Annotated in this window: 20 protein-coding genes; 17 read left to right on the top strand and 3 right to left on the bottom strand. The window is 72.9% G+C overall.

Annotated features, from left to right (window positions below; all coding sequences use genetic code 11):
* The 4 genes from BM127_RS05585 to BM127_RS05570 all read left to right on the top strand — a co-directional run bounded on the left by BM127_RS05585 (position 1) and on the right by BM127_RS05570 (position 6391).
* Positions 1–3819 (top strand): DNA polymerase III subunit alpha, encoded by a 3819-nt coding sequence (locus BM127_RS05585; protein WP_091195740.1) that lies wholly within the window; start codon positions 1–3, stop codon positions 3817–3819.
* A gap of 37 nt (positions 3820–3856) precedes the next feature.
* Positions 3857–4600, top strand: coding sequence for a class I SAM-dependent methyltransferase (locus BM127_RS05580; RefSeq protein WP_091195738.1), 744 nt, complete (start codon positions 3857–3859; stop codon positions 4598–4600).
* Between the two features lie 42 nt (positions 4601–4642).
* A complete protein-coding gene (gene dinB, locus BM127_RS05575) occupies positions 4643–5824 on the top strand; it encodes a DNA polymerase IV (RefSeq protein WP_231263273.1) in 1182 nt (393 codons plus the stop codon).
* A gap of 129 nt (positions 5825–5953) precedes the next feature.
* Entirely contained in the window at positions 5954–6391 is a 438-nt protein-coding gene (locus BM127_RS05570; RefSeq protein WP_091195736.1) for a DUF3040 domain-containing protein, read from the top strand.
* Positions 6392–6607: 216 nt separating this feature from the next.
* Here BM127_RS05570 and BM127_RS05565 read toward each other — a convergent pair whose 3' ends face one another.
* Genes BM127_RS05565 through BM127_RS05555 form a run of 3 tightly spaced genes read right to left on the bottom strand, consistent with a single transcriptional unit; the run spans position 6608 to position 11230 of the window.
* Positions 6608–8977, bottom strand: a complete 2370-nt coding sequence (locus tag BM127_RS05565; RefSeq protein ID WP_091195735.1) for a transglutaminase TgpA family protein — start codon at positions 8975–8977, stop codon at positions 6608–6610.
* Positions 8974–10242, bottom strand: a complete 1269-nt coding sequence (locus tag BM127_RS05560; RefSeq protein WP_091195733.1) for a DUF58 domain-containing protein — start codon at positions 10240–10242, stop codon at positions 8974–8976. Before BM127_RS05560 ends, BM127_RS05565 begins: the two co-directional genes overlap by 4 nt.
* Positions 10235–11230, bottom strand: a complete 996-nt coding sequence (locus tag BM127_RS05555) for an AAA family ATPase (protein WP_175507328.1) — start codon at positions 11228–11230, stop codon at positions 10235–10237. Before BM127_RS05555 ends, BM127_RS05560 begins: the two co-directional genes overlap by 8 nt.
* A 409-nt stretch (positions 11231–11639) precedes the next feature.
* Between BM127_RS05555 and mraZ the strand changes: the two genes are divergently transcribed.
* The 13 genes from mraZ to BM127_RS05495 all read left to right on the top strand — a co-directional run bounded on the left by mraZ (position 11640) and on the right by BM127_RS05495 (position 26075).
* The gene (gene mraZ / locus BM127_RS05550; RefSeq protein ID WP_091195731.1) at positions 11640–12068 is read left to right on the top strand and encodes a division/cell wall cluster transcriptional repressor MraZ; all 429 of its coding nucleotides are present in this window, start codon (positions 11640–11642) and stop codon (positions 12066–12068) included.
* 285 nt (positions 12069–12353) lie between these two features.
* Positions 12354–12515 carry a hypothetical protein gene (locus tag BM127_RS22150; RefSeq protein WP_157829509.1) on the top strand — a complete coding sequence of 54 codons (162 nt, stop codon included), beginning with the start codon at positions 12354–12356 and terminating at the stop codon, positions 12513–12515.
* A gap of 3 nt (positions 12516–12518) precedes the next feature.
* A complete protein-coding gene (rsmH, locus tag BM127_RS05545; RefSeq protein ID WP_091195728.1) occupies positions 12519–13499 on the top strand; it encodes a 16S rRNA (cytosine(1402)-N(4))-methyltransferase RsmH in 981 nt (326 codons plus the stop codon).
* Positions 13496–14101, top strand: a complete 606-nt coding sequence (ftsL, locus tag BM127_RS05540; protein WP_091195725.1) for a cell division protein FtsL — start codon at positions 13496–13498, stop codon at positions 14099–14101. Before rsmH ends, ftsL begins: the two co-directional genes overlap by 4 nt.
* A 151-nt stretch (positions 14102–14252) precedes the next feature.
* A complete protein-coding gene (locus tag BM127_RS05535) occupies positions 14253–15980 on the top strand; it encodes a peptidoglycan D,D-transpeptidase FtsI family protein (RefSeq protein WP_091196821.1) in 1728 nt (575 codons plus the stop codon).
* Between the two features lie 17 nt (positions 15981–15997).
* Complete coding sequence (locus BM127_RS05530) at positions 15998–17545, top strand: UDP-N-acetylmuramoyl-L-alanyl-D-glutamate--2,6-diaminopimelate ligase (protein ID WP_231263271.1); 1548 nt, start codon at positions 15998–16000, stop codon at positions 17543–17545.
* Positions 17542–18936, top strand: coding sequence for a UDP-N-acetylmuramoyl-tripeptide--D-alanyl-D-alanine ligase (locus tag BM127_RS05525; RefSeq protein WP_091195722.1), 1395 nt, complete (start codon positions 17542–17544; stop codon positions 18934–18936). The genes BM127_RS05530 and BM127_RS05525 overlap by 4 nt, the downstream gene beginning before the upstream one ends.
* Entirely contained in the window at positions 18933–20045 is a 1113-nt protein-coding gene (gene mraY / locus BM127_RS05520; protein ID WP_091195720.1) for a phospho-N-acetylmuramoyl-pentapeptide-transferase, read from the top strand. The genes BM127_RS05525 and mraY overlap by 4 nt, the downstream gene beginning before the upstream one ends.
* Positions 20038–21510, top strand: a complete 1473-nt coding sequence (gene murD, locus BM127_RS05515; RefSeq protein ID WP_091195717.1) for a UDP-N-acetylmuramoyl-L-alanine--D-glutamate ligase — start codon at positions 20038–20040, stop codon at positions 21508–21510. Before mraY ends, murD begins: the two co-directional genes overlap by 8 nt.
* A 29-nt stretch (positions 21511–21539) precedes the next feature.
* Positions 21540–22817: a putative lipid II flippase FtsW gene (gene ftsW, locus BM127_RS05510; RefSeq protein ID WP_091195714.1), complete on the top strand. Its 1278-nt coding sequence runs from the start codon at positions 21540–21542 to the stop codon at positions 22815–22817.
* 10 nt (positions 22818–22827) lie between these two features.
* Positions 22828–23913, top strand: coding sequence for an undecaprenyldiphospho-muramoylpentapeptide beta-N-acetylglucosaminyltransferase (gene murG, locus BM127_RS05505; RefSeq protein WP_091195712.1), 1086 nt, complete (start codon positions 22828–22830; stop codon positions 23911–23913).
* Positions 23910–25328: a UDP-N-acetylmuramate--L-alanine ligase gene (gene murC, locus BM127_RS05500; RefSeq protein WP_091195709.1), complete on the top strand. Its 1419-nt coding sequence runs from the start codon at positions 23910–23912 to the stop codon at positions 25326–25328. Before murG ends, murC begins: the two co-directional genes overlap by 4 nt.
* On the top strand, positions 25329–26075 hold the full coding sequence (locus BM127_RS05495; protein WP_091195707.1) for a cell division protein FtsQ/DivIB: 747 nt from the start codon (positions 25329–25331) through the stop codon (positions 26073–26075).
* The last annotated feature ends 54 nt before the right edge of the window (positions 26076–26129 follow it).

The following is a 26129-nucleotide window of genomic DNA, read 5'->3' as shown; positions in this document are numbered from 1 at the left end:
GTGCCTGACCCGTTCGTCCATCTCCACGTCGCCTCCGGCTACTCCTTGCGCTACGGCGCGTCCCACCCGCACGTATTGGTGGGGCGCGCGGTCGAGCAGGAGATGGACACCCTCGCCCTCACCGACCGCGACGGCACCTATGGCGCGGTGAAGTTCGTCCGCGCTGCCCGTGCGGCCGGCATCCGGCCGGTGCTGGGGGTCGACCTCGCGGTCGCCCCCGTGCCCGGCACGACCGACCCACGCGCCTCGCCGCCCCCACGTCGTACGCCGGCGCGGGGCGGCGCGGTACGCGAGGAGTCGGCAGCGCAGGGCGGCGGGCGGGTGACGTTCCTGGCCAGCGGCAAGGCGGGCTGGGCGGCGGTGTGCCGGATGGTGTCGTCGGTCCACCTCACGGGGGAGCGCGGTCGTCCCGTCGCCACCCTCGAGCTCCTGGCGCCGCACCTCGCCGGCGGCGACGTCCTGGTGCTCCTCGGGCCGTCCTCGGAGCTGGGCGGCGCCGCGACCCGCCGACGCGACGACCTCGGACGGGCCGTGATCGCGCGCTGGCTCGAGGTGGTGCCGCGGGACAACCTCGTCGTCGAGCTGGTCTCCCACCGGCTCGGCTCCCGCTCGGGTGACTGGGGCCCGGGCACCTCGCCGCATGCGGCCCGGATGGCCGGCATCGCGCGAGCGGGCGGTCTCGCCACGGTGCTGAGCAACTGCGTGCGTTACGCCGACCGCCTGGACGCCCCCACCGTCGACGTCCTCGACGCGGCCCGCCGACTGGTCCCGCTGGGATCGTCGCACCTGCGCGACGTCGGACCGTCGAGCAGCCGGGGCAACGCGGAGGGTTTCCTCAAGTCCGGCAAGCAGATGCACGAGGTCGCCGAGGAGATCTGCCGCCTCGCCGGGCTCGCGCACGACAGCGACGACGAGGCGAGACGCCTTCTCGCCCGCACCCGCACGGTCGCCGACCGGTGCGCGCTCGACCCGTGCGCCGACCTCGGCATCGGGGAGGTGCACTTCCCGGAGCTCGCCGTGTCCGACGCGTCCGCACCCTCCGCGGACGGTGCGCTGCGCCTGCGCTGCGAGGCGGCCATCAGCGACCGCTACGGCTCCGCTCCCCGGATGCGGATCTGGAAGCGCCTCGACGACGAGCTCGAGACGATCCGGACCCTGGGCTACGCCTCCTACTTCCTCACCGTCGCCGACGTCACCGACATGATCGGCGAGATGGGCATCCGGCGCGCCGCCCGGGGGTCGGGTGCCGGGAGCCTGGTCAACTACCTCCTCCGCATCTCGGGCGTCGACCCGATCCGCCACGGCCTGCTGATGGAGCGCTTCCTCTCCCCGCTCCGAGCCTCGCTGCCCGACATCGACATCGACGTGGAGTCCGCCCGGCGCGAGGAGGTCTACCGTGCGATCCTCGACCGCTTCGGCGGCGAGCGGTGCGCCGCCGTCTCGATGATGGACACCTACCGCGTACGCCATGCGGTGCGCGACGTCGGCGCCGCGCTCGGGATGCCGCCGGGGGAGATCGACGCCATCGCCAAGGCCTTCCCGCACATCCGGGCCCGTGATGCCCGGGCCGCCATGCGCGACCTGCCCGAGCTGCGGGCGAGCGGCCTGGGCGACGGCGGCCTCGACCGGTTCTTCAGCCTGGTCGAACGGCTCGACGGGCTGCCGCGCCACATCGCGATGCACCCGTGCGGCGTCCTGCTCTCCGACGCGACGCTGCTCGACCGCACCCCGGTCGAGGCGTCCTGGGCCGGGTTCCCGATGAGCCAGTTCGACAAGGACGACGTGGAGGAGCTCGGCCTGCTCAAGCTCGACGTGCTCGGCATCCGGATGCAGTCCGCGATGGCCCACGCCGTCGCCGAGGTGGAGCGCGTCGACGGCGTCCGCATCGACCTCGACGACGAGGTCCAGGTGCCCTTCGACGACGTCACGACCTACGAGATGATCAGCAGCGCCAGGACCCTCGGCGTCTTCCAGATCGAGTCGCCCGGCCAGCGCGAGCTCGTCGGCAGGTCCGGGATCGAGTCCTTCGACGACATCATCACCGACATCTCGCTCTTCCGGCCGGGGCCGGTCAAGAGCGACATGATCACCCCCTACCTCGAGGTCAAGCAGGGGTGGACCACGGCGCGCTACCTCCACGAGAACCTGCGCCCGATCCTCGAGCAGACGCGCGGCGTGGTGGTGTTCCACGAGCAGGTGATCGAGATGATCGCGACGTTCGGCGGCGTCTCCTACGCCGAGGGCGACGAGCGGCGCCGCGCGCTGGGCGACCCTGACGGCATGGCGGCGACCGAGGCGTGGTTCTTCCCCCACGCCCTCGCCCAGGGCTACGACCTCGCGCTCGTCGAGCAGGTCTGGAAGGTGCTGGAGGCCTTCGCCTCGTTCGGCTTCTGCAAGGCCCACGCCGCCGCGTTCGCGCTCCCGACCTACCAGTCCGCCTGGCTCAAGGCGCACTGGCCGGCCCACTTCCTGTCCGGCGTGCTGACCCACGACCCGGGGATGTATCCCAAGCGCCTGATCCTCGACGACGCCCGCCAGTTCGGCGTCGGCGTGCTCGGGCTCGACGTCAATGCGAGCGCCTCGTCGTACGTCGTGGAGAAGGCCCGGGACGGCGACGACGCGCAGCCCCACGCGATCCGGCTCTCGCTCACCGACGTCAAGGGCATCAGCGGGGCGGAGGTCGCCCGCATCGTCGAGTCCCGCGCGGGTGCCCCCTACGTCTCGCTGTCCGACTTCTTCCACCGCGCCCACGTCTCCCGGCCGGTGCTCGAGCGGCTCGTGCTGGCCGGCGGGTTCGACACGGTCTACGGCATCGGCTCGGGTGAGCAGGCGGTGGTCCGGCGCGGCCGCATCACCCGGCGCGACCTGCTGCTGCAGGTGGCCGAGCTCGACCTGCACGCCCGCGCGATCGACCGTGCCTCGCGTACTCGCGGCCGCGGCCTGTCGAGCCGTCGTACGCCGTCGCCTGCGGCCGTCACCGCCACCGCGGCGGCCGAGCGCAACAGCTCCGACCCCACTGTCCGGGCGGGCTCCGAGCCGACCGAGCGGCATGCCCTGGCCGACGGAGGCGTGTGGGCGCGGGCGGCCGCGCAGTCGCAGGCGGCGCGCCCGGTGGCCGCGGCCGAGTCGGTCCAGCTCACGCTCCGGCTGGGCGACGAGCCCGGTGAGCCGGGGGAGCGGCCCACGGGCCTGCCCGAGATGACCACGCTCGAGCGGATGCGCGCCGAGCTCGAGATCCTCGGCCTCGACGTCAGCCAGCACGCCGTCGCCGCCTACGACCCGTTCCTCGATGCGCTCGGCGCGACCCGCAGCCGAGACCTGCTCCGCCGGCGCAGCCGCTCGGAGCTCCTGGTCGCCGGGGTCAAGGTCGCCACCCAGACCCCGCCGATCAGGTCGGGGCGCCGGGTGGTCTTCCTGACCCTCGACGACGGGACCGGCCCGGTCGACGCGACCTTCTTCGAGGACGCCCAGGGCCCCTACGCCGCCACGGTCTTCTCATCGTGGCTGCTGCTCGTGCGCGGCGAGCTGCGCCGCACCGGACGCCGAGGTGTCTCGCTGCGCGCCACCGGGGCCTGGGAGCTGGCGGTCCTCCACGAGCTGTGGCTGCGAGGCCGCACCGGCGAGGAGGGCCTCGCGCTGGTGCGCGCCGAGCTCGCGAGGGTGCCGGAACCCGTCGGGGAGGAGCCGAGCCGCCACCGGGTGCTCGTCCACACCAGCGGCTTCCGGGTGTCCCCCTACGCCGACGTCGAGCCGGCCGGTGACGCGGCCAAGGACGTCGCCCGCAGGTTGTGGCACCGCAGTCCGGGCAGCCCGGGATGAGCTCGTCCCGGCCCGCCGGCCCACTAGGGTTGCTCCCATGCCGCAGCCCTCTGCCAGCGACCGTCGCCAGTCCGTCCGCACCGGCGTGGTGTGGGACGGCGTACGCCGGTTGCTGGAGGACGGAGCCTTTGACGACAAGCAGGCGCGCATCGTCGACGTCGGTGGCGGCACCGGCGGCTTCGCGGTCCCGCTGGCCGAGCTCGGGCACACCGTCCAGGTCATCGACCCCAGTCCGGACGCCCTCGCCTCCCTCGACCGCCGCGCCCGCGAGCGCGGCGTCGCGGACCGGGTCGCCGGTCAGCAGGGCGACCTGTCCGACCTGCCCGGGCTGGTCGACGGGGCCGATCTCGTCCTCTGCCACGGGGTGCTCGAGATGGTGGAGGACCCCGCCGCGTCCCTTGCCGCCATCGCCGGCGTGCTCCGCCCCGGTGGACACCTCAGCCTGCTCGTCGCCCAGCGCCACGCTGCCGTCGTCGCGCGGGCGATGGCCGGCCACTTCCAGGCCGCTCGCGAGCTGCTCGAGGCTGACTCGACGACCACGCTGGCCGGGCGGGGCGGACGCCGCTTCACCCACGACGAGCTGGTCACCCTCCTCGTCACGGCCGGCCTGCAGCCGTCGTCTGTCCATGCCGTGCGGGTCTTCGCCGACCTCGTGCCCGGCAGCCTCCTCGACCTCGAGCCCGGTGCGAGCGCAGCGCTGGTCGAGCTCGAGCGAGCCGTCGCCACGCGCCCCGAGTACCTCCCGCTCGCCGCGCAGCTGCACGTCATCGCCGGCCGCTGACCGCGCCGCCGCCCGGCTCGGCCCGAGGGGCGGTCGGGGCCGGTGACCGGCGCGCAGATCCTCACCCCGCTCCTGCACGTCGACATGGACGCCTTCTACGCCTCCGTCGCCCTGCGCGAGCGCCCCGACCTGGTCGACCAGCCGGTGGTGGTGGGCGGCAGCGGCCGGGGCGTCGTGCTCGCCGCCAACTACGTCGCCCGTCGCTACGGCGTGCGCTCGGCGTTGCCGATGGCCCGCGTCCGCCGGATGTGCCCGCACGTCGTGGTGATCGAGCCCGACTACGCCACGTTCGCCAGCGTCTCGGCGTCGGTCATGGAGACCTTCCGCGAGGTGACGCCCGTGGTGGAGGCGCTCTCCCTCGACGAGGCCTTCCTCGACGTGCGCGGCTCCACGCGGCGCCTCGGTCCGCCCGAGCAGATCGCCGAACGGCTGCGCGCGACCATCCACGACGAGCAGGGCATCACCTGCTCGGTGGGGGTGGCGGCGTCGGTGTCGGTGGCCAAGCTGGCCAGCAGGCGGGCCAAGCCCGACGGCGTCATCGTGGTGCCGCCGGCCGAGGTGACGTCGTTCCTGCACCCCCTCGACGTCGGCGAGCTCTACGGCGTGGGGGAGAAGACCCAGGCGCTGCTGCACCGGTTCGGCCTGATGACGGTCGGCGACCTGGCCCACACGCCGCTCCTCACGCTCCAGCGCGCCGTCGGTGACCACCTCGGCCGTCAGCTCCACCACCTGGCCTGGGGCACCGACCGCAGCGAGCTGACCCCGCGGGCCGGGCCGCACGAGCCGGAGCGCTCCATGGGTGCCGACGAGACCTTCGCCCGTGACACCGACGACCGCGACGTGATCGTGCGCGAGCTGCTGCGCCTGTCCGCCCGGGTGGCCGGGCGGATGCGATCAGCAGCCGTGGCCGGTCGGACGATCACCCTCAAGGTCCGCTTCGCCGACTTCACCACGATCACCCGCTCCCGCACGATGCCCGAGGCCACCGACGTCACGGTCGAGATCCACCGCGCGGTGACCCGTCTCTACGACGCACTCGGCCTCCAGCGGGCCCGCCTGCGGCTGGTCGGCGTACGGGTGGAGGGCCTGGTCCCGCGCGCCTCCGTGCACCGCCAGCTGGTCCTGGGGGAGCCCGAGCACGGGTGGGCCGAGGCCGACCGCGCGGTGGACCGGGCGACCCGTCGCTTCGGCTCCGCAGCCGTACGCCCCGCCAGCCTGGTCTGAGGGCGCGCGGGTCCGTCGGAGTCCCGGCGAGTTCGCAGAGATGGCCTGCTTCGGGTGAATTTTCTGGGGACGCCTACCGTGGGGGCAACAGCGTGCCTAGACTTGGCCGCAAGAAGGTGAGGAGGAACCGTGGAGCTCTCCGAGGAAGAACTGCGACTGCTCGAGCAGATGGAGCGCGCGCTCGTCGAAGAGGACCCCAAGTTCGCCTCCACGCTGCGCGGCACGTCGTTCCAACGCGCTGCCCGCCGCCGCATGATCCTGGGTGGCGTCGTCCTCGTGGCCGGCATCGGCCTGCTCGTCGTCGCTGTGCTCCTCGACGTCAACACCCTCGTGCAGACGGTCGTGGGTGTGCTCGGCTTCGTGGTGATGCTCGGTGGCGCGATCCTCGCCCTCACTTCCGCGCGCTCGCCCGGCACCCCCGCATCGAAGGTGCGTGCCTCCGGCCGCACCGGCTTCGGCGTCGTCGACGGCGGTCGCCAGCACCGTCCCGGTCGTCAGCGCTCGGGCAGCCCCTTCATGGAGCGCATGGAGGAGCGGTGGCGTCGCCGCCGCGAACGCGGTCTCTGACTCCTCGCCAGACCCTTTCCTCGAACCGGGCACGTCGCTCGCGTCCCTGACGCCGACGGGGCCCTTCGCCCGCGTCCCGTACGTCGACCGGGCACGTCGCTCGCGTCCCGCGCATGCCGTGCGCAGCAAACGGCCCGGTCACCGGTCCTGACGCGGACAAACGCCCGCTCAAGCCCCGGACGTGAGCGAGCCGCCCGTTCGAAGCGCCCGGTGTGCTCAGCCGACGAGCTCGTCGACCGTCCGGGTGCTCTCGCGGTCCGCACCCGCCGCGCCCCTGGACCGGCCGAGCCGCGCACGGGGACGCCACGTCGTACGCCGTCCGGTCACCGAGGCCGGCCACCAGGCGGCGCGGCGTACGTCTCGCGGCGTGACGCCGGCGGCCAGTGCGGCCTCGACCAGCTCCAGGTCGACGAGGAAGCGCTCGGCGGTGAAGGTCTCGGGGTCACGGGCGTATCGACTGTGCTCGAGGACGGAGACGAGCCGGTCAAGGGACTGTGCCGCCTCGGGGGCCTGGTCGCGCCCGCGTCGGGGCCGGTCGGCCCGCGCGGCTCCGGACGTCGGGGTGGCGAGCAGCCGTCCCAGCCACTCACCGGCGCGACGGGGGGAGCGGCCGGCCGGCCAGGGGTGGCCGAGGTCGCGGGCCGTGTCGCGCAGCTCGATCCAGAGGTCCTCGACGTCCCCCGCGAGCCGACTCCGGCGCCGGGCACCACGGACGAGTCGCGGGGTGAGCAGGAGCAGCGCGATGACGGCCAGGCCGACGAGCGCGGCGAGGATCGGCACCCACGGGATCGATGAGGCGTCCCCGTCGGCCGCGCCGTCCGCGGCGCTGGGGGTCTCGCCGCGCTCGGGGAGGAGCTCGGTGGACCGGCTGGCGCTCGGCGAGGGGCTCTCGGTCACCGGGGCGAAGTCCGCGGTGGTGTAGTCGGGGACCTGGCCGGCGCGGTCCTGCGGGGTGGGCTCGAAGCGCACCCAGCCGGACCCAGGGAAGTAGAGCTCGGGCCACGCGTGCAGGTCGTGCGCGGAGAACTCCCACGCGCCGCTGCTGGTCTTCGTGGGCTCGAGGAAGCCGACAGCGACCCGGCTGGGGATCCCCAGGACGCGCGCCATGATGGCCATCGACGCCGCGAACTGCTCGCAGTAGCCGACCCGGTCCTCGAGGAAGGCCGTCAGGTCGGCGCCGCCGCTGCCGGCCGACTCGACCTGGGCCTTGTCGTAGCGGAAGCCGCCGTCCTCGCGGAACCACTGCTGCAGGAGCTGGGCCTTCTGGAAGCGGGTGGGCGCGTCGGCGGTGACACTGGACGCGAGCCGCCGGATCTCGTTGTTGAGGCTGGGCGGGATGTCGGTGAAGGTGCCGGGCACCGAACCGGCGCCGGAGACCGCGGTGTTCATCGTCTCGGCGTCATAGGTCAGCTGGGCACCGGTGAAGTCGTAGGTGCGTTCGGCGGTGGTGACGTCGTCGCGTGCGGCGATGAAGTCGCGGGTGGTGACGTCGTAGCGCCAGTCGGCGCCGGCCGCGATCCGGGTGACCTGCGCAGTGGTCGGCAGCCAGGTGGAGTCGAGGTCCGGCCCCACGCGGACGTCGTACTTGAACTCCTTGCGCGCCACGCTGCTGGCGACCCCGTCGAGCGGGGGGAGCGCGCCGGTCGCGATCTGCGTGTCCGGGATGGCGCGGTCGCCGGGCGTCCACGCCGTGCCGTTGAAGCGGGTGAGCACCGAGAGGCGCAGGTAGTTGGGCCGCGGGCCCGGAGTGGTGACCCAGAGCAGCGGGATGTCCTCGCCGCGGCTCAGGTCGCGGCGCAGGTCGATCATCGGGTCCTTGACCTCGACCTCGCGGGTGCCGGGTCCGTTGCCGTCGAAGACGCTCATGCTCATCGTCGGCACGGCGGCAGGCACGACGACCGCCAGCGCGATCGCCGCGGTCCCGAGCGCCAGTGCGGAGTTGCCGATCGCGCCGGTGCGCACGGAGAACGAGCCCTTCTCGCCGTCCGGTGCGCGACCCCAGCTCGTCACGTGGTCGCTGTGCTGGAGGAAGACGAGGGTCAGGAAGAGGGCGGCGATGACGGAGAACAACCACCACGACACGGCCTCGCCGGTGACGGCGACCGGCAGGGTGTAGGCCGCGAGCAGCACGAGGCCGGCCACGGGTGCCCGGCGCAGGGTGCACGCGATGACGTCCACCAGGAGGATGACCAGGGTGCCGCCGATGAGCAGCAGCGGGTGGACCGGGGGGACGCCGAGCTGCACGGGCGCGGCGTAGGCGCGCGAGCTCTCGAGCGCGGCTTGCACGGCCGCGGTGAAGGCGTCGACGTTGGCCGGGGTCGGGAAGGGCGAGCCGGTCGTCGTGCCGAGCACCATCAGGGCGCCGAGCACGAGCTGGACGGCCACGACGGCCGCCGCGGGGATGCGGCTCGAGCGCGCCAGGGCGCCCGCTCCGCCGATGACGACGCCGATGAAGAGGAGGGGGAAGCCGACCTCGGCGAAGCCCTCGGTCAGCACCCGCCACGACAGGGCCGTGGCCCACGCCGCGAGCAGGGCGATGCCGGACAGCCGCAGCTGCTGGGGGAGGTTGCTCCAGGAGGGGCTCATCGGGCTGCCCCCGCCGAGGCCGTCGCCCGGCTCTGGATCAGGCCGAGCTCCTGCCACGAGGTGTCGAGCCGGTCACGGGGCCCGAGGGTGACCGAGCGCCATCCGGTGGCCGTCAGGTGCGTCGACGAACCCGGACCGGGCTGGACCGGCAGGTGCGGTGCCCACGCGTCGACGTCGAGCGCCATCGCCAGGCTCGAGGACGCGTAGTGCTGGAGGCGCCGCAGGAACGGCAGGTCGGTCTCCGCGAGCGCGCCGAAGATGCCGACGACCAGGCCGCCGTGGCCGGGCTCCGCCAGCCACTGCGTGTCGGGCGTGGAGGAGTGGTCGAGCTGGACGACCGCGAGCGCCTCGAGCAGCGGGATGGTGCTGGCCTCCGCGGTGTGCGAGTGCCACTGGGTCTCGCGGCTGTCGCCCGAGGCAGTCACCAGACGGACGGTGTAGCCGTGGTGGGTCAGGTGCACCGCGATGGACGCGGCCGCGGAGACGGCACCCTCGAGCGAGCTGGCCGCCCCCTGGCCGCGGTGGCTGGTGCCGCGGTTGTCGAGGAACACCGTGGCCCGCGACACCCAGGGCTGCTCCTCGCGTCGCACCATCAGCTCCCCGACGCGCGCGGAGCTGCGCCAGTGGACGCGCCGCAGGTCGTCGCCGCGGCGGTACTCGCGCACCGTGACGTCCTCGGCGCTGCCGCTCGCGAAGGCGCGGGGGCGGTTGTCGCCGGACCCGCTCCACGCCCCGCCGAGCGGGATGTTGGGCAGGGGGATCGTGCGGGGAGTGACGGTGAGGCGCGCGGTCGCGTGGAAGGTGCGACCGAGCTCGACGAACCCGAACGGGTCGGTGACCCGCACCGACATCGGTCCGATCTCGAACTGGCCGCGCAGCTCCGAGCGCACCTGGTAGGTCGCGTGGCGGCGCCACCCGTGGCCGAGGCCCTCCAGGACGAAGCGCGGCCGGGTGCCCAGGACGTAGGGGAGGCGCTCCTCGAGCAGGAGGACACCGGTCGGGGCGCGCGAGTCGTTGGAGACGGTGAGCTCCACCGTCGCGGGCTGGCCGGCGACGACGAGCTGCGGCGAGACCGTACGCACGAGCGCGAGGCGGTAGCGCGAGCGCCCGACCCACCACGCGGTCAGCAGCGGCAGCACGGCGACGAGCACGCCGATCCGCACGACGGAGGAGTGGCCGACCACGATCGCCGCGACCACTGTGGTGATCCCGGCAGCGAGGAACGCCCGTCCGCGGACGGTCAGGGCAGCGAGCGCCTCACGCACGGCTGCCGTTGGAGCCGGGCGCCGACGGGACCGGCACCGACTCCACGATCGCGGTCAGGATCGCCGACGTCGTACGCCCGCTCATGGTGGCCTCGACGTTGGGCAGCAGCCGGTGCGCGAGCACCGGCGAGGTGATGCCGTGGATGTCGTCGGGCAGGACGTAGTCGCGGCCCTGGGTCGCGGCGACGGCCTTGGCCGCCCGCACCAGGTGGAGCGTCGCGCGGGGCGAGGCGCCGAGGTGGAGGTCGTTGCTGGTGCGGGTGGCGGTGGTCAGGGCGACGGCGTAGCGGTGCACGGCCGAGGACACGTGGACGCGGCCCACGATCTCGATCACCTTGCGGAGCTCGCCGGCATCGGTGACCGGCTCGAGGTCGTCGAGGGGGTTGTGGGCGGTGTGGCCCTCGAGCATGGCGATCTCGGCGGATTCGACCGGGTAGCCGACGGACACGCGCGCCATGAAGCGGTCGCGCTGGGCCTCGGGGAGGGCGTAGGTGCCCTCCATCTCGATGGGGTTCTGGGTGGCGATCACCATGAACGGCTTCTCGAGCATGTAGGTCGCGTTGTCGACGGTGACCTGGCGCTCCTCCATGGCCTCGAGGAGGGCTGACTGGGTCTTGGGCGAGGCCCGGTTGATCTCGTCGCCGACGACGATGTTGGCGAACACGCCACCGGGGCGGAACTCGAACTCCCGGGTGTCCTGGTTGAAGACCGAGACGCCGGTGACGTCCGAGGGCAGCAGGTCCGGGGTGAACTGGATGCGCCGCACCGTGCAGTCGATGCTGCGGGCGAGGGCCTTGCTCAGCTGGGTCTTGCCGACGCCGGGCACGTCCTCGATGAGGAGGTGGCCCTCGGCGAGCAGGACGACCAGGGCGGCGTTGACGACGTCCGGCTTGCCGGCGATCACGCGCTCGATGTTCTGGCGCACCACGCCTGTCACCCGGTGCACCGTGTCCAGATCCGGTGCCTGCCCGGTTAGCCCAGTCGTCACGTCTCGCCGTCCCCTCGTTCGCGCTCCACCCCACGGTATGTGGTCCGCGCAACATACCTGTCCACAACTACCGGCCGGCGCCCTCAGGGACCGACCGTTCCGGTCCAGCGTGCTCCTGTCGCTCCCCGACGCACCCCCTCGCGCCCCGATCTCCCCACTTTCCACCACCGGGGCCGACCGGGTTCCCCCACTGGCGCTCCCCGGACGAGCTCCTGAGCGTGAGGCGGGCCGATCTCACGCTCAGCCGGCCGTCGTGCGCCGGAAGCGCGGGCGGCGATCGCCGCGGCGAAACCGCCGAGATTCGTGCGCGCAACACGCTCGATCTGGTTGACGGTGGAGCGAAGTGGAGTAATGTGGTGCGAAGTGGGGGACAGGGTCGATCTGCCCGCCGAGCAAGGGGAGGTACCGGATGTTCTTCGGCACCTACACGCCCAAGCTCGACGAGAAGGGCCGCCTCTTCCTCCCCGCGAAGTTCAGAGACGAGCTCACCGAAGGACTCGTGGTGACCAGGGGGCAGGAGCGCTGCCTCACTGTTTGGTCGCTGGAGGACTTCGGGAAGCTCACCGACCGGCTCCGCGAGGCGCCGGTCACCCAGAAGAGCACCCGTGACTACGTCCGCATGTTGTTCGCCGCCGCCAGCCAGGAGGTGCCGGACAAGCAGGGGCGGATCAACATCCCGGCACCGCTGCGGGAGTACGCCTCGCTCCGCAAGGAGTGCGTCGTCATCGGGTCGATGAACCGGATCGAGATCTGGGACCCGACCGCCTGGACGACCTACTCCGAGGAGCAGGAGCAGAAGTTCTCCGAGCTCAGCGACGAGGTCTTCCCCGGCATCTGAGCGGCACCAGCACCACCCGCACCACCACAACAACAACAGAGCTGACCATCGGACCCGCATCACCAGGTCTCGAGCCCGCTCCCTCGCGTGGCCATCTGGGGCACTTCCCCGGCACCAGAGGGCACCCCATGCGCAAGGGAGCGGGCAGGGACCTGGTGCGGCGGCTCACCCCGTGCCACACGGCGGGGAGTGTCAGCCGCACCGCCAGCACCAGCACCAGAAGCAGCACCAGCAGCACCGCACGCACGACAGCCGGCACGGACAGCAACCAGTGGGGTCGAGACCATGAGCACCACCCAGCCCTTGGGGCGTACGCCAGCGGCACCGCCGCTGCGGGTGCGCGACCAGGCGCGCGAGGCGGCCACCCTCATCGCGTTCTCGGCGGCCACCGCGTCGTGCCTGGCACTGGGACTCCTCCTGCTGACGCACCTGGGTCTCCAGGGCTGATCGATGACGACTCCCCGCCACGCCCCGGTGCTCCTCGACCGGGTCGTCGCCCTGCTGGCGCCTGCCCTCGAGGCACCCGGCTCGGTCTACGTCGACTGCACGCTCGGCCTCGGTGGCCACAGCGAGGCAGTCCTCGAGCGCCTTCCCGAGGCCCGGGTGATCGGCATCGACCGCGACCCCACCGCCCTGGAGATGTCGTCCGAGCGCCTCGCCTCCTTCGGCGAGCGCTTCACCGCCGTCCACGCGGTGTACGACGAGCTCCCGGAGGTGCTCGCCACCCTCGGTCTGCCGCACGCCGACGCCGTCTTCTTCGACCTCGGTGTCTCCTCCATGCAGCTCGACGTCCGCGACCGCGGGTTCGCCTACTCCGAGGACGCGCCGCTCGACATGCGGATGGACCCGACCACCGGCCAGACCGCGGCGGACCTCCTCAACACCGCGACCGCCCAGGAGCTGACCCGCATCCTGCGCGAGTACGGCGAGGAGAAGTTCGCGAGCCGGATCGCCCGCGAGGTCGTACGCCGTCGCGAGACCACGCCGTTCTCCACCAGCGCCGGCCTCGTCGAGCTGCTCTACGCGACCATCCCCGCGCCGGCCCGGCGTACGGGTGGCCACCCCGCCAAGCGCACCTTCCAGGCCCTGCGGATGGCCGTCAACGACGAGCTCGCCGTCCTGCGCCGCGCGATCCCCGCCTCGATCGAGGTGATCGGGGTCGGCGGCCGTGTCGTCGTGGAGTCCTACCACTCGCTGGAGGACCGGCTCGTCAAGCGGGCCTTCGCCGACGCCACCCGCCTCGACGTGCCGCACGACCTGCCTTTCGTGCCCGAGGGCTCCGAGCCCGCCCTGCGCCTGGTCACCCGCGGCGCCGAGCGAGCCGACGAGCACGAGATCGCCGAGAACCCCCGAGCAGCCTCCGTCCGGTTGCGCGCCGTCGAGCGCGTCCTGTCCGCCTCCCGTCCCCTTCCCCCAGGAGTCGTCCGATGAGCAGCCCCGCACTCCAGCCCCGGACCCGGGTCACCCGGATCGCCCAGGAGGCCGTCGACAAGGCCCGGCTGACCGTCGTGCCGCGGGTGCGCACGCGGGCTCCCCGGGTGCCGTTCGTGACCCTCGTCAGCCTCGTGCTGGTCGCCGGCATCGTCGGGCTGCTCCTCTTCAACACCTCCATGCAGCAGGCGTCGTTCACGGCCTCCTCCCTGGAGAACCAGGCCGACACGCTCGCTGCCCGCGAGCAGACGCTGCGCATGGAGCTCGACGAGCTGCGCAACCCCCAGCGCGTCGCCCTCGAGGCCCAGCAGATGGGCATGGTCATCCCGGCCGCGCCCGTCTTCCTCGACCTCGAGACCGGCAAGACCACCGGTGTGCGCACCCCCGCCACCCGGGAGAACGCGATCCAGCTGCTGCCGCCGGCCCCGGTCAAGCCGGCGATCCTCGCGCCCGCCCCGACCATCGTCGAGGCCGCGCCGGTGGTGCCCGAGGTCAGCCCCGAGGTCAGCCCCGAGGTCAGCCCCGAGACCACTACCCAGGGCACGACCGAGAGCCGCGCGAAGAACACGAACAAGCCGGGCAGGAAGAACCGCAACCGCTGATCGGCGCGGTCGCATCGATCTGCGCCGACCCCGCCATAGATTCACCGAAAGGCCACCCGCCGAGACGAGCGGGGGCCGGGAATGAGGGAAACCAGTGCCCAGCACCCGCGTCGGCGGCAACGGCAGGCGTGGCGCCTCGCGAGGCGCCCCCATGCTGCGACTGCGCATCGGATTCGTCCTCATCGCGATGGTGCTCTCGTTCTTCGGCGCCCGGCTGGTCCAGCTGCAGGGGGTGGACCCCGGCTCCTACGCCGCGATGGCCGCCGCCGAGGGTGCGGTGAAGGTGCCGCTGGAGGCCGAGCGCGGCGACATCCTCGACCGCAACGGCATCCCGCTGGCCGACTCCATCAAGGGCAAGATGATCATCGCCGACCCGGCCCTGACCGCCGCGAGGGCGCCGGAGCTCGCTCGCCTGCTCTCCGACGAGCTCTCGGTCGACTACTTCAAGACCCTCACCGCGCTACGCGGACGCAAGGAGAGGAGCCGCTACGAGTACGTCGCTCGCCGGGTGCCGAGCACCCTGGCCGGCGACACCGTCGCCGCGCTCGACGAGGCGGGGTTCGAGGGCATCAGCCTCCAGGACGACCCGATCCGCGACTACCCGGCCGGCGACGTCGCGGCCAACCTGATCGGCTACATGGGCACCGACGAGCCGCTGGGCGGCTTCGAGCGCACCTTCGACAAGCAGCTCGCCGGAGTCGACGGCCAGGCCACCTGGCAGTCCAACTCCGGCAAGGGCGTACGCATCCCGCTGCGCGAGAGCACCCTCAAGGCGGCCCAGAACGGCGCCCCGCTGCGCACGACGATCGACCGCGACCTCCAGTGGTTCACCCAGAAGGTGCTCGCGCAGTCGGTCCAGCAGTACCGCGCCGAGAGCGGCGCCGCGATCGTGATGGACACCCGCACCGGCGAGATCCTCGCGCTGGCCGACGTGCCCACCTTCGACGCCAACAAGCCGACCGAGGCCGACGAGGACGACCTCGGCTCGCGCGCCCTCAACGACACCTACGAGCCCGGCTCGGTGGAGAAGGTGCTCACCGCCTCGTCGCTGATCGACGCCGGCAAGGCCTTCCCGCGCCAGAGGTTCAAGGTGCCGCCGAACCTCGCCCGCCAGGACCGTGTCATCGGCGACTGGTTCGACCACGGCAACATCCGGCTGACCCTGGCCGGGATCATCGCCCAGTCGTCCAACATCGGCACCGTGCTCGCCGCGGACGCGTTCACGCCCGTGGAGCTCGTCTCCTACCTCCAGCGCTTCGGCCTGGGCCAGAAGACCAACGTCGGGGTGCGCGGCGAGACGTCCGGCATCCTCACCCCCGGTGAGGCCATGACGTCGCAGACCAAGGACCGTGTCGCCTTCGGCCAGTCGCTGTCGGTCAACGTCGCGCAGATGGCTGCCGCGGTGAACACCGTCGCCAACGGCGGCGTCCGCGTGTCGCCGAGCCTGATCTCCGGGTCCGCGGTCACCGACGACGGCGTCACCGTCGGCACCGACGTCGCCACCCGCACCCGCGTCATCAGCAAGCAGGCCGCCCGCGGGACGGCCAAGATGATGGAGAAGGTCGTGGACCCCGAGGACGGCGTCGCGCCCGCTGCCCAGGTGCCGGGCTACCTCGTCGCCGGCAAGACCGGCACCGCCCAACGCGTCGAGGCCGAGTGCGGTTGCTACGACGGCAGCACCAGCGTCTCCTTCGGCGGCTTCGCCCCGGCCGACGACGCCCGGTTCACCGTCTACGTCGTGATCCACGCGCCGCGGGTCGACGGTGGCGGTGGCTCGATCACCGGACCGGTCTTCTCACGGATCATGGGCTACGTGCTGGGCCGCTACGGCGTCGAGCCGACCAACGGCACGCCGTCGAGGCTCCCCGTCGAGTGGTGACTCGATACGCTCGGCCGGTGGACCAGCCCGTGGAGCCCGTGAGCGCGACGCGACCGCGGCAGATGACCTCGTCCCGCGCCGCCGAGCTGGCCGACTGGCTGGGTCTCGGCGCTGACATGGTCGTCCACGGCGACCTCGACGTCGCGGTCTCCGGCATCTCGCTGAGCACCGCACGGATCCGACCCGGTGACCTCTACGTCGCCCTGCCGGGCACGCGCGCCCACGGGGCCGACTTCGCCGGCCAGGCCCTGGCGGCGGGCGCCGTCGTGGTGCTCACGGACCCTGCCGGGCTCGACCGGCTGCCGCAGGGCACGGCCGCCATCGTCGTACCCGAGCCGCGGCGGGTGCTCGGACGCCTGGCCGCGCGGATCTACGGCGACCCGGCCACCGACCTGCGCGTCATCGGGGTCACCGGCACCCAGGGCAAGACCACCACCACCCGCATCCTCGAGCAGGGCCTCACCGCCTCCGGGCTGACCTCGGCCGTGATCGGCACCGTGGGCACCCGGATCGCCGGTGAGGACGTCAAGACCGAGCTCACCACCCCGGAGGCGCCCGACCTGCACGGCCTCTTCGCGGTGATGCGCGAGCGCGGGGTCGACACCTGCGCGATGGAGGTCTCCAGCCACGCCCTCGTGCTCGGCCGGGTGGACCCCGTCGTCTTCGACGTGGCGACCTTCCTCAACCTCGGTCGTGACCACCTCGACTTCCACGCCGACCTCGACGACTACTTCGCCGCCAAGGCCAGCCTCTTCACCCCGGAGCGCGCGCGGATCGGGCTCGCCAACGTCGACGACGAGTTCGGCCGGCGGCTCCTCGACGTCGCCACGATCCCGATGTCGACCTACTCCTCACAGGGGCGCGATGCCGACTGGCGTGCCGTCGACGTCGACCTCACCCCCTCCGGCGCCGCCTTCACGGTCCAGGGGCCGGACGTCGAGCTGGTGGCCTCGATCCACCTCCCGGGCGAGTTCAACGTCTCCAACGCGCTCGCCGCGATCGCGTCCGCCGCGATGGCGGGCCTCGACCCGCGTGCGGTCGCCGAGGGGATCTCCCGGGTCGACGGCGTGCCCGGCCGCCTCGAGCCGGTCGTGCAGGGGCAGGACTACACCGTCGTCGTCGACTACGCCCACAAGCCCGACGCCCTCGAGGCCGTCCTCGCCACCCTGCGCCCGCTGACGCAGGGCCAGGTGATCGTGGTGGTCGGCGCCGGCGGCGACCGCGACACGCTCAAGCGACCCGTGATGGGGGAGATCGGCGCGCGCCTCGCCGACGTCCTCATCGTCACCGACGACAACCCCCGCACCGAGGACCCGACGACCATCCGCTCGGCCGTGCTCGACGGGACCCGCGCCGGCGGCGCCGAGGTGCTGGAGATCGGGGACCGCCGCCTCGCGATCCGCGAGGCCGTACGCCGTGCCGCGTCCGGCGACGTGCTCCTGATCGCGGGCAAGGGCCACGAGAGCGGCCAGGAGGTCGACGGCGTCGTGCACCCCTTCGACGACCGCGTCGTCGCGGCCGAGGAGATCGGGCGCGCCATGGCCCGGCCCGGAGACACCCCATGATCGAGATGACCCTGGCCGAGATCGCCGACGTCGTCGGGGGAGTGGCGCACGGCGCGGCCACCGTCACCGGCGGCGCCTTCCTCGACACCCGCACGCCTGAGTCAGGCGGTCTCTTCGTCGCGATCGCCGGCGAGCGTGTCGACGGTCACGCCTTCGCCGCCGCGGCCGGTGCAGCCGGCGCCGCGGCCGCCCTCGGCACCCGACCGACCGAGCTGCCCACGGTCGTCGTGCCGGACGTGACCGCCGCGCTGGGCCGGCTCGCCCGGCACGTGGTGGACCGGCTTCCCGAGGCGGTCGTGCTGGCGATGACCGGCTCCCAGGGCAAGACCGGCACCAAGGACTACCTCGCGCACGTGCTGGCCGACGCCGGGCCGACCGTCGCCACCCGCGGCAACTTCAACAACGAGCTCGGCGTGCCCCTCACCGTGCTCCGCGCCGGGCTCGACACGCGCTACCTGGTCGTCGAGATGGGGGCGCGCGGCATCGGCCACGTCGCCGAGCTGTGTGCGATCGCACCCCCGCACATCGCCGCTGTGCTCAACGTCGGCACCGCGCACATCGGCGAGTTCGGCACCCGCGAGGCGATCGCGCAGGCGAAGGGCGAGATCGTCGAGGCGCTGCGCGTCGACGGCACGGCCGTGCTCAACGCCGACGACGAGCTGGTCGCGGCGATGGCGACCCGCACCGGCGCGACGGTGACGACCTTCGGGAGTGCCCCGGCAGACGTCGCGGTCAGCGCGATCACCAGCGACGACCTCGGACGCCAGTCCTTCGAGCTGGTGCACCGCGGCGCCGGCGCGACCGTCCACCTCGCCCAGGTCGGCGCCTTCCAGTGGCGCAACGCGGCGGCCGCAGCAGCGATGGCGCTGGCTGCCGGCCTCGACCTCGACGCCGTCGCCGACTCGCTCGGCGACGCCGCCCCCGCGAGCCGCTGGCGGATGGAGCTGACCGAGCGCTCCGACGGACTGGTGGTCGTCAACGACGCCTACAACGCCAACCCCGAGTCGATGCGGGCCGCCCTGGAGACGCTCGCGGGCATCGGGGCCAGCAGTGGTCGACGTACGGTCGCGGTGCTGGGGGAGATGCTCGAGCTCGGCGACGGCGCGGCCGACGCCCACGTCGGTGTCGGGTCCTACGCCGGCGAGGTCGGGATCGACCTCCTCGTCACGGTCGGACCGGCTGCGGACGCCGTCGCGCAGGGCTACGAGGCTGCCGGCGGGTCGGGAGAAGCCGTCACGACGGCGGGGCGTGACGCGGCCGCCGAGTGGCTGCGGCACAATGTCTCGGCTGCTGATGTCGTCCTGGTGAAGGCATCTCGGGGGGCTGCGCTGGAACTGATCGCCGACGACCTCCTCACCGGGGGCGGCAAGGAAGGGAGCACCACAGCATGAGAGCCATCCTGTTCGGAGGAGGACTCTCCCTGCTGATCTCCCTCCTCGGCACGCGCTACGCCATCCGCTTCTTCACGCGGCAGGGCTTCGGCCAGCCGATCCGCGACGACGGCCCCACCACCCACCACACCAAGCGCGGTACGCCGACCATGGGCGGTGCCGTCGTGGTGCTGGCGACCGTCGTCGGCTACTTCGCGGCCAAGCTGATCACCGGCCAGGCGCCGACCGCGTCGGCCCTGCTGCTGCTCTTCCTGCTCGTGGGGCTCGGTGTGGTCGGCTTCCTCGACGACTTCCTCAAGGTGAGCCGCCAGCACAGCACCGGTCTCCGCAGCCGGGCCAAGATGATCGGCCAGACCGTCGTCGCGATCATCTTCGGCGTCCTGGCCCTCTCGCCGGTGCTCGAGGACGAGCGCGGGTGGCGGCCGGCGTCCGACCACATCTCCTTCATCCGCGACTACGAGCGGTTCGCGCTCCCGGCCGTGCTCGCCCTGCTGCTGATCTGGTTCATCGTGACCGGGTTCAGCAACGCGGTGAACCTCGCCGACGGCCTCGACGGCCTCGCGACGGGTGCGTCGATCCTGATCTTCGCCGCCTACACGCTGGTCAACATCTGGCAGAACAGCCAGTCCTGCGCCCTCGAGGCCGGCCCCAAGTGCTACGAGGTCCGCGACCCGCTGGACCTCGCCGTCATCGCCGCGGCCCTCACCGGCGCGTGCTTCGGCTTCCTGTGGTGGAACGCCTCACCCGCGCAGATCATCCTCGGCGACACCGGGTCGCTCGCTCTCGGCGGCGCGATGGCGGGCTTCGCGATCATGACCCGCACCGAGATCCTGCTGCTCGTCATCGGCGGCCTGTTCGTCGTGATCACCCTCTCGGTGATGATCCAGGTGTCGGTCTTCAAGGTGAGCCGCGCCAGTGGGCTCTTCCGGAGCATCTTCAAGGTCCAGGCCGGGCACCGTGTCTTCCGGATGACACCGCTGCACCACCACTTCGAGATGCTCGGGTGGGAGCAGGTCACCATCGTGATCCGCTTCTGGATCATCACGGGCCTCGCCGTCGCCACCGGCCTCGGCATCTTCTACGCCGAGTGGGTCGCCGGAATTGGCTGATCTCGACGGTCTCGGCCGCACCAGCGACTGGTCCGGCGTCCGCGTCGTCGTCGCCGGGTTCGGCATCTCCGGCTACGCCGCCGCCGACAACCTCCTCTTCCTCGGCGCGCAGGTGACGGCCCTCGACGAGGCGACGAGCGAGGTGAAGGCCGAGCAGGCCGAGCTCCTCGAGACGCTCGGTGCCACCGTCCGCCTCGAGCCGGGTGCCACCGCGGTGCTGCCCGACGACGTGGACCTCGTCGTGACCTCACCGGGTTGGAAGCCCACCTCGCCGCTCCTGGCGCAGGCCTCCGCGCGCGGCATCCCCGTGTGGGGCGAGGTCGAGCTCGCGTGGCGGTTGCGCGACCCCGAGCGCCCGGCCCCCTGGCTGGCCGTGACCGGCACCAACGGCAAGACCACGACGGTGCAGATGCTCCAGTCGATCCTCCTCGCCGCCGGCCTGCGGGCCGCCGCCGTCGGCAACGTCGGACTGCCCATCGTCGAGGCCGTGATGGACCCCGAGCCCTACGACGTGCTCGCCGTCGAGCTCTCGAGCTTCCAGCTCCACTACACGCACTCGATGTCGGCGGAGTCGGCCGTGGTGCTCAACGTCGCCGAGGACCACCTCGACTGGTACGACGACGAGCCGGGCGGGCCGACCGGCATCGAGGCGTACGCCGCCGACAAGGCCCGGATCTACGAGCGCGTGCAGCGCGCGTGCGTGTACAACCACGAGGACCCCGCCACCGAGGCCATGGTGGCCGGGGCCGACGTGGTCGAGGGCGCACGTGCGGTGGGCTTCACCCTCGGCATGCCCGGGTCGAGCAGCGTCGGTGTGGTCGAGGACCTGCTCGTCGACCGGGCCTTCATCGAGGAGCGCGCCTCCAGCGCCGCCGAGCTCTGCACGCTGGACGACCTCGCCTCCACCGCACCCCACTTCGTCGCCAACGCCCTCGCCGCCGCCGCGCTGGCGCGCGCGCACGGCGTGAGCCAGCAGGCGGTGCGCGACGGGTTGCGTGCCTTCCGCCCCGACGGGCACCGGATCGCCCATGTCGCCGAGGTTGACGGCGTCACGTGGATCGACGACTCCAAGGCCACCAACCCGCACGCCGCGCAGTCCTCGCTGCGCGCCTACGAGAGCGTCGTCTGGGTCGCCGGCGGGCTGGCCAAGGGCGCCCGCTTCGACGACCTCGTCGTCGCGGTCCGCGACCGGTTGCGGGGCGTCGTGCTGCTGGGACGCGACCGGCAGGTCATCGCCGACGCTCTTTCGCGACACGCGCCCGATGTGCCGGTCATCGATGTGGGCGCCGACGAGACTGGTCATCCGATGGAGCGCGTGGTCGACGCCGCTGCCGGGCTCGCCAGGTCCGGTGACACGGTGCTGCTGGCGCCGGGATGCGCCTCCATGGACATGTTCAGCAACTACGGCGCCCGCGGTGACGCGTTCGCGACCGCCGTGCACGCCCACATCGACCGCACCGGCTAGGCCTACACCCGAGGGGAGACGCGCGAGGCATGACGACCGCGAACCCCGAGGACGTCGCGACGCCGTCGGCCGGACTCACGTCCGGCCCGGGCACCCGGGCTCCGCTGGGCTCCGGCGTCGTGGCCGGGTGGCGCTCGGTCCGCGAGGCGCTCGACAAGCCGCTGGCGTCCTACTACATGCTCCTCGGCTCGTCCGCGCTGCTGCTCACCATCGGCCTGATCATGGTCCTCAGCGCCTCGAGCGTGCGGTCCTACATCGTCTACGACGACTCGTACGCCGTCGTGAAGCGCCAGCTGCTCTGGGTGGTCATCGGCCTGCCGGCGGCATGGATCGCCTCACGCCTGCCCATCAAGCACATCCGGCGCCTGGCCTATCCCGGCTTCCTGGTGTCCCTCGTGCTGCTCGGTCTGGTGGCGCAGTTCGGTGTCGTGATCAACGGCAACAAGAACTGGCTGGCCGTCGGCCCCTTCAACATCCAGCCCGCCGAGATCGCCAAGCTCGCGATCGTGCTGTGGGCCGCCAACATCTACGCTCACAAGGAGCGACGACTGCGCGAGCTCCACCACCTGCTCGTGCCCGTGGTCCCGGGGCTGTTCGCGGTCATCGCGCTGGTCCTCGTCGGTCGCGACCTCGGCACCGCGATGGTCCTCGCCACGATCCTGCTCGGCATGCTCTGGGTGGTCGGCGCTCCGCTGCGGCTCTTCGGGCTCAGCCTGTCCGTCCTGGCCGTCGCGGGTGTCGCGCTCGCTGCCACCGACTCGGAGCGGCTCCAGCGCATCACCCACTTCACCGACCCGTTCAAGGACTACACCGACGCCGGCTGGCAGCCGGCCCACGGCCTCTACGCCCTGTCCACCGGCGGCTGGTTCGGCGAGGGCATCGGCGCCTCGACCCAGAAGTGGGGCGACCTCCCCGAGGCGCACACCGACTTCATCTTCGCCGTGCTCGGCGAGGAGCTCGGCCTGGTGGGCACGATGCTCGTCGTCGGCCTGTTCTTCACCATCGCCTACGCCGCGATCCGGGTCGCGCTCCACACCGAGGACCCGTTCGTCCGCTACGCGACGTTCGGCATCGTCGTGTGGCTCCTCGGCCAGATGATCATCAACGTCGGCATGGTCCTCGCGGTCCTGCCCGTCATCGGCATCCCACTGCCGATCGTGTCCTACGGCGGCTCGGCGCTCCTGCCGTCGCTCGTCGCCCTCGGACTGGTGATCGGCTTCGCGCGCCGGGAGCCCGAGGCGGCCGCCGCACTGGCGGCACGGCGCCGCAACCGCTCCGCCGGCCTGTCGGCCTCGACCAGTCGATAGATTCACCCTGATGCGCGTACTCCTCGCCGGCGGCGGCTCCGCCGGCCACACCTCGCCCCTGCTCGCCACCGCCGACGCCCTGCGCCGGCTCGACCCGGCGACCGCGATCACCTGCCTCGGCACCCGCGAGGGACTCGAGGCACGCCTCGTCCCCGAGGCCGGCCTCCCGCTGGAGTTCGTGCCCCGGGTGCCGCTGCCACGGCGTCCCAGCGCCGAGCTCCTCCGTACGCCGACCCGGTTGCGCGCCGCACGCGCCGCGGCACTCGAGGTGGTCGACCGGGTGCGACCCGACGTGGTCGTCGGCTTCGGCGGCTACGTCTCGGTCCCGGCGTACCTCGCTGCCCGCAAGCGCGGGGTGCCGATCGTCGTCCACGAGGGCAACACGGTCCCCGGCGTGGCCAACAAGCTCGGCGCCCGGATGACGACGCACGTGGCCACCAGCTTCCCCGGCACCGACCTGCCGCACGCCGTCTGCACCGGCCTGCCGATCCGGCGCCTCATCTCCACGATGGACCGCGCGGCCCTGCGCGCCGACGCGCTGGCCGCCTTCGGGCTGCGTGACGACCAACCCGTCCTCATGGTCACCGGCGGGTCGCAGGGCGCGGCCCGGATCAACGCCGCCGTCTCCGGCGCGGCCGGTGACCTCGCCGCCGCGGGCGTCCAGGTGCTGCACATCGTCGGGCCCAGGCACGAGCTCGACGTCGCCTCCGCCGAGGTGCCCTACGTCGTGCTCAACTACGTCGACCGGATGGACCTGGCCTACGCGGCCGCCGACGCGGTGCTGTGCCGCGCGGGCAGCAACACCGTGACCGAGGTGTCCGGTGTGGGCCTGCCAGCGATCTACGTCCCGCTCCCGATCGGCAACGGCGAGCAGGCCCTCAACGCCCGCCCCGTCGTCGACGCCGGCGGCGGCCTGCTGGTCGCCGACGCCGCACTGACGCCCGAGTGGGTCGCGGCCAGCGTGCCCGGACTGCTCACCGACGCCGCGCGCCTGGCGCAGATGGGCGCCGCGGCCCGCGGCGTGATCCCGCTGGACGCCGACGACAAGCTGGCCGCCCTCATCGTGGCCGCAGCCACCGGCAGGTCCGCGTCGTGAGGATCCCGGTCCCCGACGAGATCCTCCCCGCAGCCGAGCTCGGCCGCATCCACTGCGTCGGCATCGGCGGCGCCGGCATCTCCGCGATCGCCCGCATCCTGGCCGCGCGTGGCCACACGGTCACCGGCAGCGACGACCACGACACGCCCTTCCTCCCGTCCCTGCGCGAGCTCGGCGTCACCTGCCACCTCGGCTACGACGCCGCCCACGTCGGCGACGCCGACACCCTGGTCGTCACCACGGCCGCGCGCGAGGACAACCCCGAGGTGCTGGAGGCGCGGCGCCGCGGCCTGCGGATCCTGCCGCGCTCGGCCGGTCTCGCGGCGGTGATGGCCGGCTCCCGCGTGCTCGCCGTGGCCGGCACGCACGGCAAGACCACGACGACCGGGCTGCTGACCTCCGCACTGCTCGCTGCCGGCGTCGACCCGTCGTACGCCGTGGGCGGGGTGCTGACCGCGACGGGACGCAACGCGGACGCGGGTGGCGACGACCTCTTCGTGGCCGAGGCCGACGAGAGCGACGGCGCCTTCCTGGTCTACCGCCCCCATGCCGCGATCGTGACCAACGTCGAGGCCGACCACCTCGACAACTGGGGCACCGAGGAGGCCTACCACCGCGCCTTCGAGGACTTCGCCGACACCATCGACCGCTCGGGCTTCCTCGTCTGCGTGCTCGACGACCCCGGGGCGGCCGAGCTCGCGCGCCAGGCCCGCGCGCAGGGCCTCGAGGTGATCACCGTGGGGGAGTCCGCCGACGCCGACCTGCGCATCCACGACCTCGCCCTCGACGGGTCCACCTCCACCTGCCGCGTCTCGCGCGCGGGCGCCGACCTCGGCGAGCTGCGGCTGCGCATCCCGGGCCGCCACTACGTCCTCGACGCCGTGGCCGCGCTGGCCATGGGATTGCGGCTGGGCCACGGCTTCGACGCCCTCGCCGCGGGGCTGGGCGCCTTCACCGGCACCGGTCGCCGGATGGAGCTGAAGGGCGAGGTCGCCGGGATCCGCGTCTACGACTCCTACGCCCACCACCCCGTCGAGATCCGTGGCGACCTCGAGGCCGCCCGTGCGCTCGCCGGCGAGGGCCGCGTCGTCGCCGCCTTCCAGCCGCACCTCGTGTCCCGCACCCGCATCTTCGGCGAGGCCATGGGCGTCGCGCTGGGCGCAGCCGACGAGGTCGTCGTCCTCGACGTCTACGTCGCCCGCGAGGACCCGGACCCCGACGTGACGGGCCGCCTCGTCGCCGACGCCGTACCGCTGGCCGCCGAGCACGTCGCCTACGTCGACGGCCTGCCCGCGGCCGCGCGTGCCCTCGCCGACCGTGCCCGCCCCGGCGACCTCGTCATCACCCTCGGCGCCGGCGACATCACGAGCGTCGGGCCGCAGGTGCTCGACCTGCTTCAGCCCGGGGGTGCCTGAGTGGAGCCGGAGGACCGCGCGTCGCGGCGCACCCGTCGCCGCTTCGCCCGTCGACAGTGGGCGCGCCGCTGGCTGTCGCTGCGCTACGTCATCGCGTTCGTCGTGGTGGTGGCACTCCTCGGTACGTCGATCTGGCTGGTGTTCTTCTCCGCGACCCTGCAGGTGAAGAAGGTCGAGGTCGCCGGCAACGAGCTCCTCAGCGATGCCCGGGTCCGGGAGATCGCCGACGTCCCGCTGGGTGACCAGCTCGCCCTCGTCGACCTCGCCCGCGCCGACGCGCGCGTGGGGTCGCTGGCCGAGGTCAGCTCGGTCGACGTGACCCGCACCTGGCCCGACGGCGTACGCATCGAGGTGGTCGAGCGCACAGCCGTCGCCGTCGTCGAGCTCGCCGGCCGGCTCCGCGGGCTCGACGCCGACGGCGTGGTGTTCCGCGAGTACAAGGCCGCCCCCAGGGGGATGCCCCGCATCCGGCCCGGGGGAGCGGCCGGCACCGACGCGCTCAAGGAGGCGGCCACGGTGGTCTCGGCCCTGCCGAAGGACCTCGCCGCCAAGGTCGACCACGTCGAGGTCGAGACCGTCGACCAGATCACCCTCGTCATGCGCGACCAGCGCCAGGTGCTGTGGGGGAGCGCGGAGGAGTCCGAGCTCAAGGCCCAGGTCCTCGACCGGATGCTGACCGCCGTGAAGGCCCAGGTGTACGACGTCAGCGTCCCGGGCAACCCGACCGTCAGCGACCCGATCGGCTGAGGCCCCGGCCACCACCGCCGGAATCCGCCACGACACCAGATGGTGGGCGTGTCC

It is taken from the genome of Nocardioides alpinus (genome assembly GCF_900112035.1).
GTDB classification, from domain to species: Bacteria; Actinomycetota; Actinomycetes; order Propionibacteriales; family Nocardioidaceae; genus Nocardioides; species Nocardioides alpinus.
The sequence above is the reverse complement of the archived record's forward strand: the minus strand, read 5'-3'. Positions and strand labels throughout refer to the sequence as shown.

Excerpts from the sequence above, each read along its gene's own strand:
- BM127_RS05580 (WP_091195738.1), top strand. The coding sequence starts at position 3,857 with ATGCCGCAGCCCTCTGCCAGCGACCGTCGCCAGTCCGTCCGCACCGGC.
- BM127_RS05565 (WP_091195735.1), bottom strand. The coding sequence starts at position 8,977 with ATGAGCCCCTCCTGGAGCAACCTCCCCCAGCAGCTGCGGCTGTCCGGC.
- mraZ (WP_091195731.1), top strand. The coding sequence starts at position 11,640 with ATGTTCTTCGGCACCTACACGCCCAAGCTCGACGAGAAGGGCCGCCTC.
- BM127_RS22150 (WP_157829509.1), top strand. The coding sequence starts at position 12,354 with ATGAGCACCACCCAGCCCTTGGGGCGTACGCCAGCGGCACCGCCGCTG.
- rsmH (WP_091195728.1), top strand. The coding sequence starts at position 12,519 with ATGACGACTCCCCGCCACGCCCCGGTGCTCCTCGACCGGGTCGTCGCC.
- ftsL (WP_091195725.1), top strand. The coding sequence starts at position 13,496 with ATGAGCAGCCCCGCACTCCAGCCCCGGACCCGGGTCACCCGGATCGCC.
- BM127_RS05535 (WP_091196821.1), top strand. The coding sequence starts at position 14,253 with ATGCTGCGACTGCGCATCGGATTCGTCCTCATCGCGATGGTGCTCTCG.
- BM127_RS05525 (WP_091195722.1), top strand. The coding sequence starts at position 17,542 with ATGATCGAGATGACCCTGGCCGAGATCGCCGACGTCGTCGGGGGAGTG.
- mraY (WP_091195720.1), top strand. The coding sequence starts at position 18,933 with ATGAGAGCCATCCTGTTCGGAGGAGGACTCTCCCTGCTGATCTCCCTC.
- ftsW (WP_091195714.1), top strand. The coding sequence starts at position 21,540 with ATGACGACCGCGAACCCCGAGGACGTCGCGACGCCGTCGGCCGGACTC.
- murG (WP_091195712.1), top strand. The coding sequence starts at position 22,828 with ATGCGCGTACTCCTCGCCGGCGGCGGCTCCGCCGGCCACACCTCGCCC.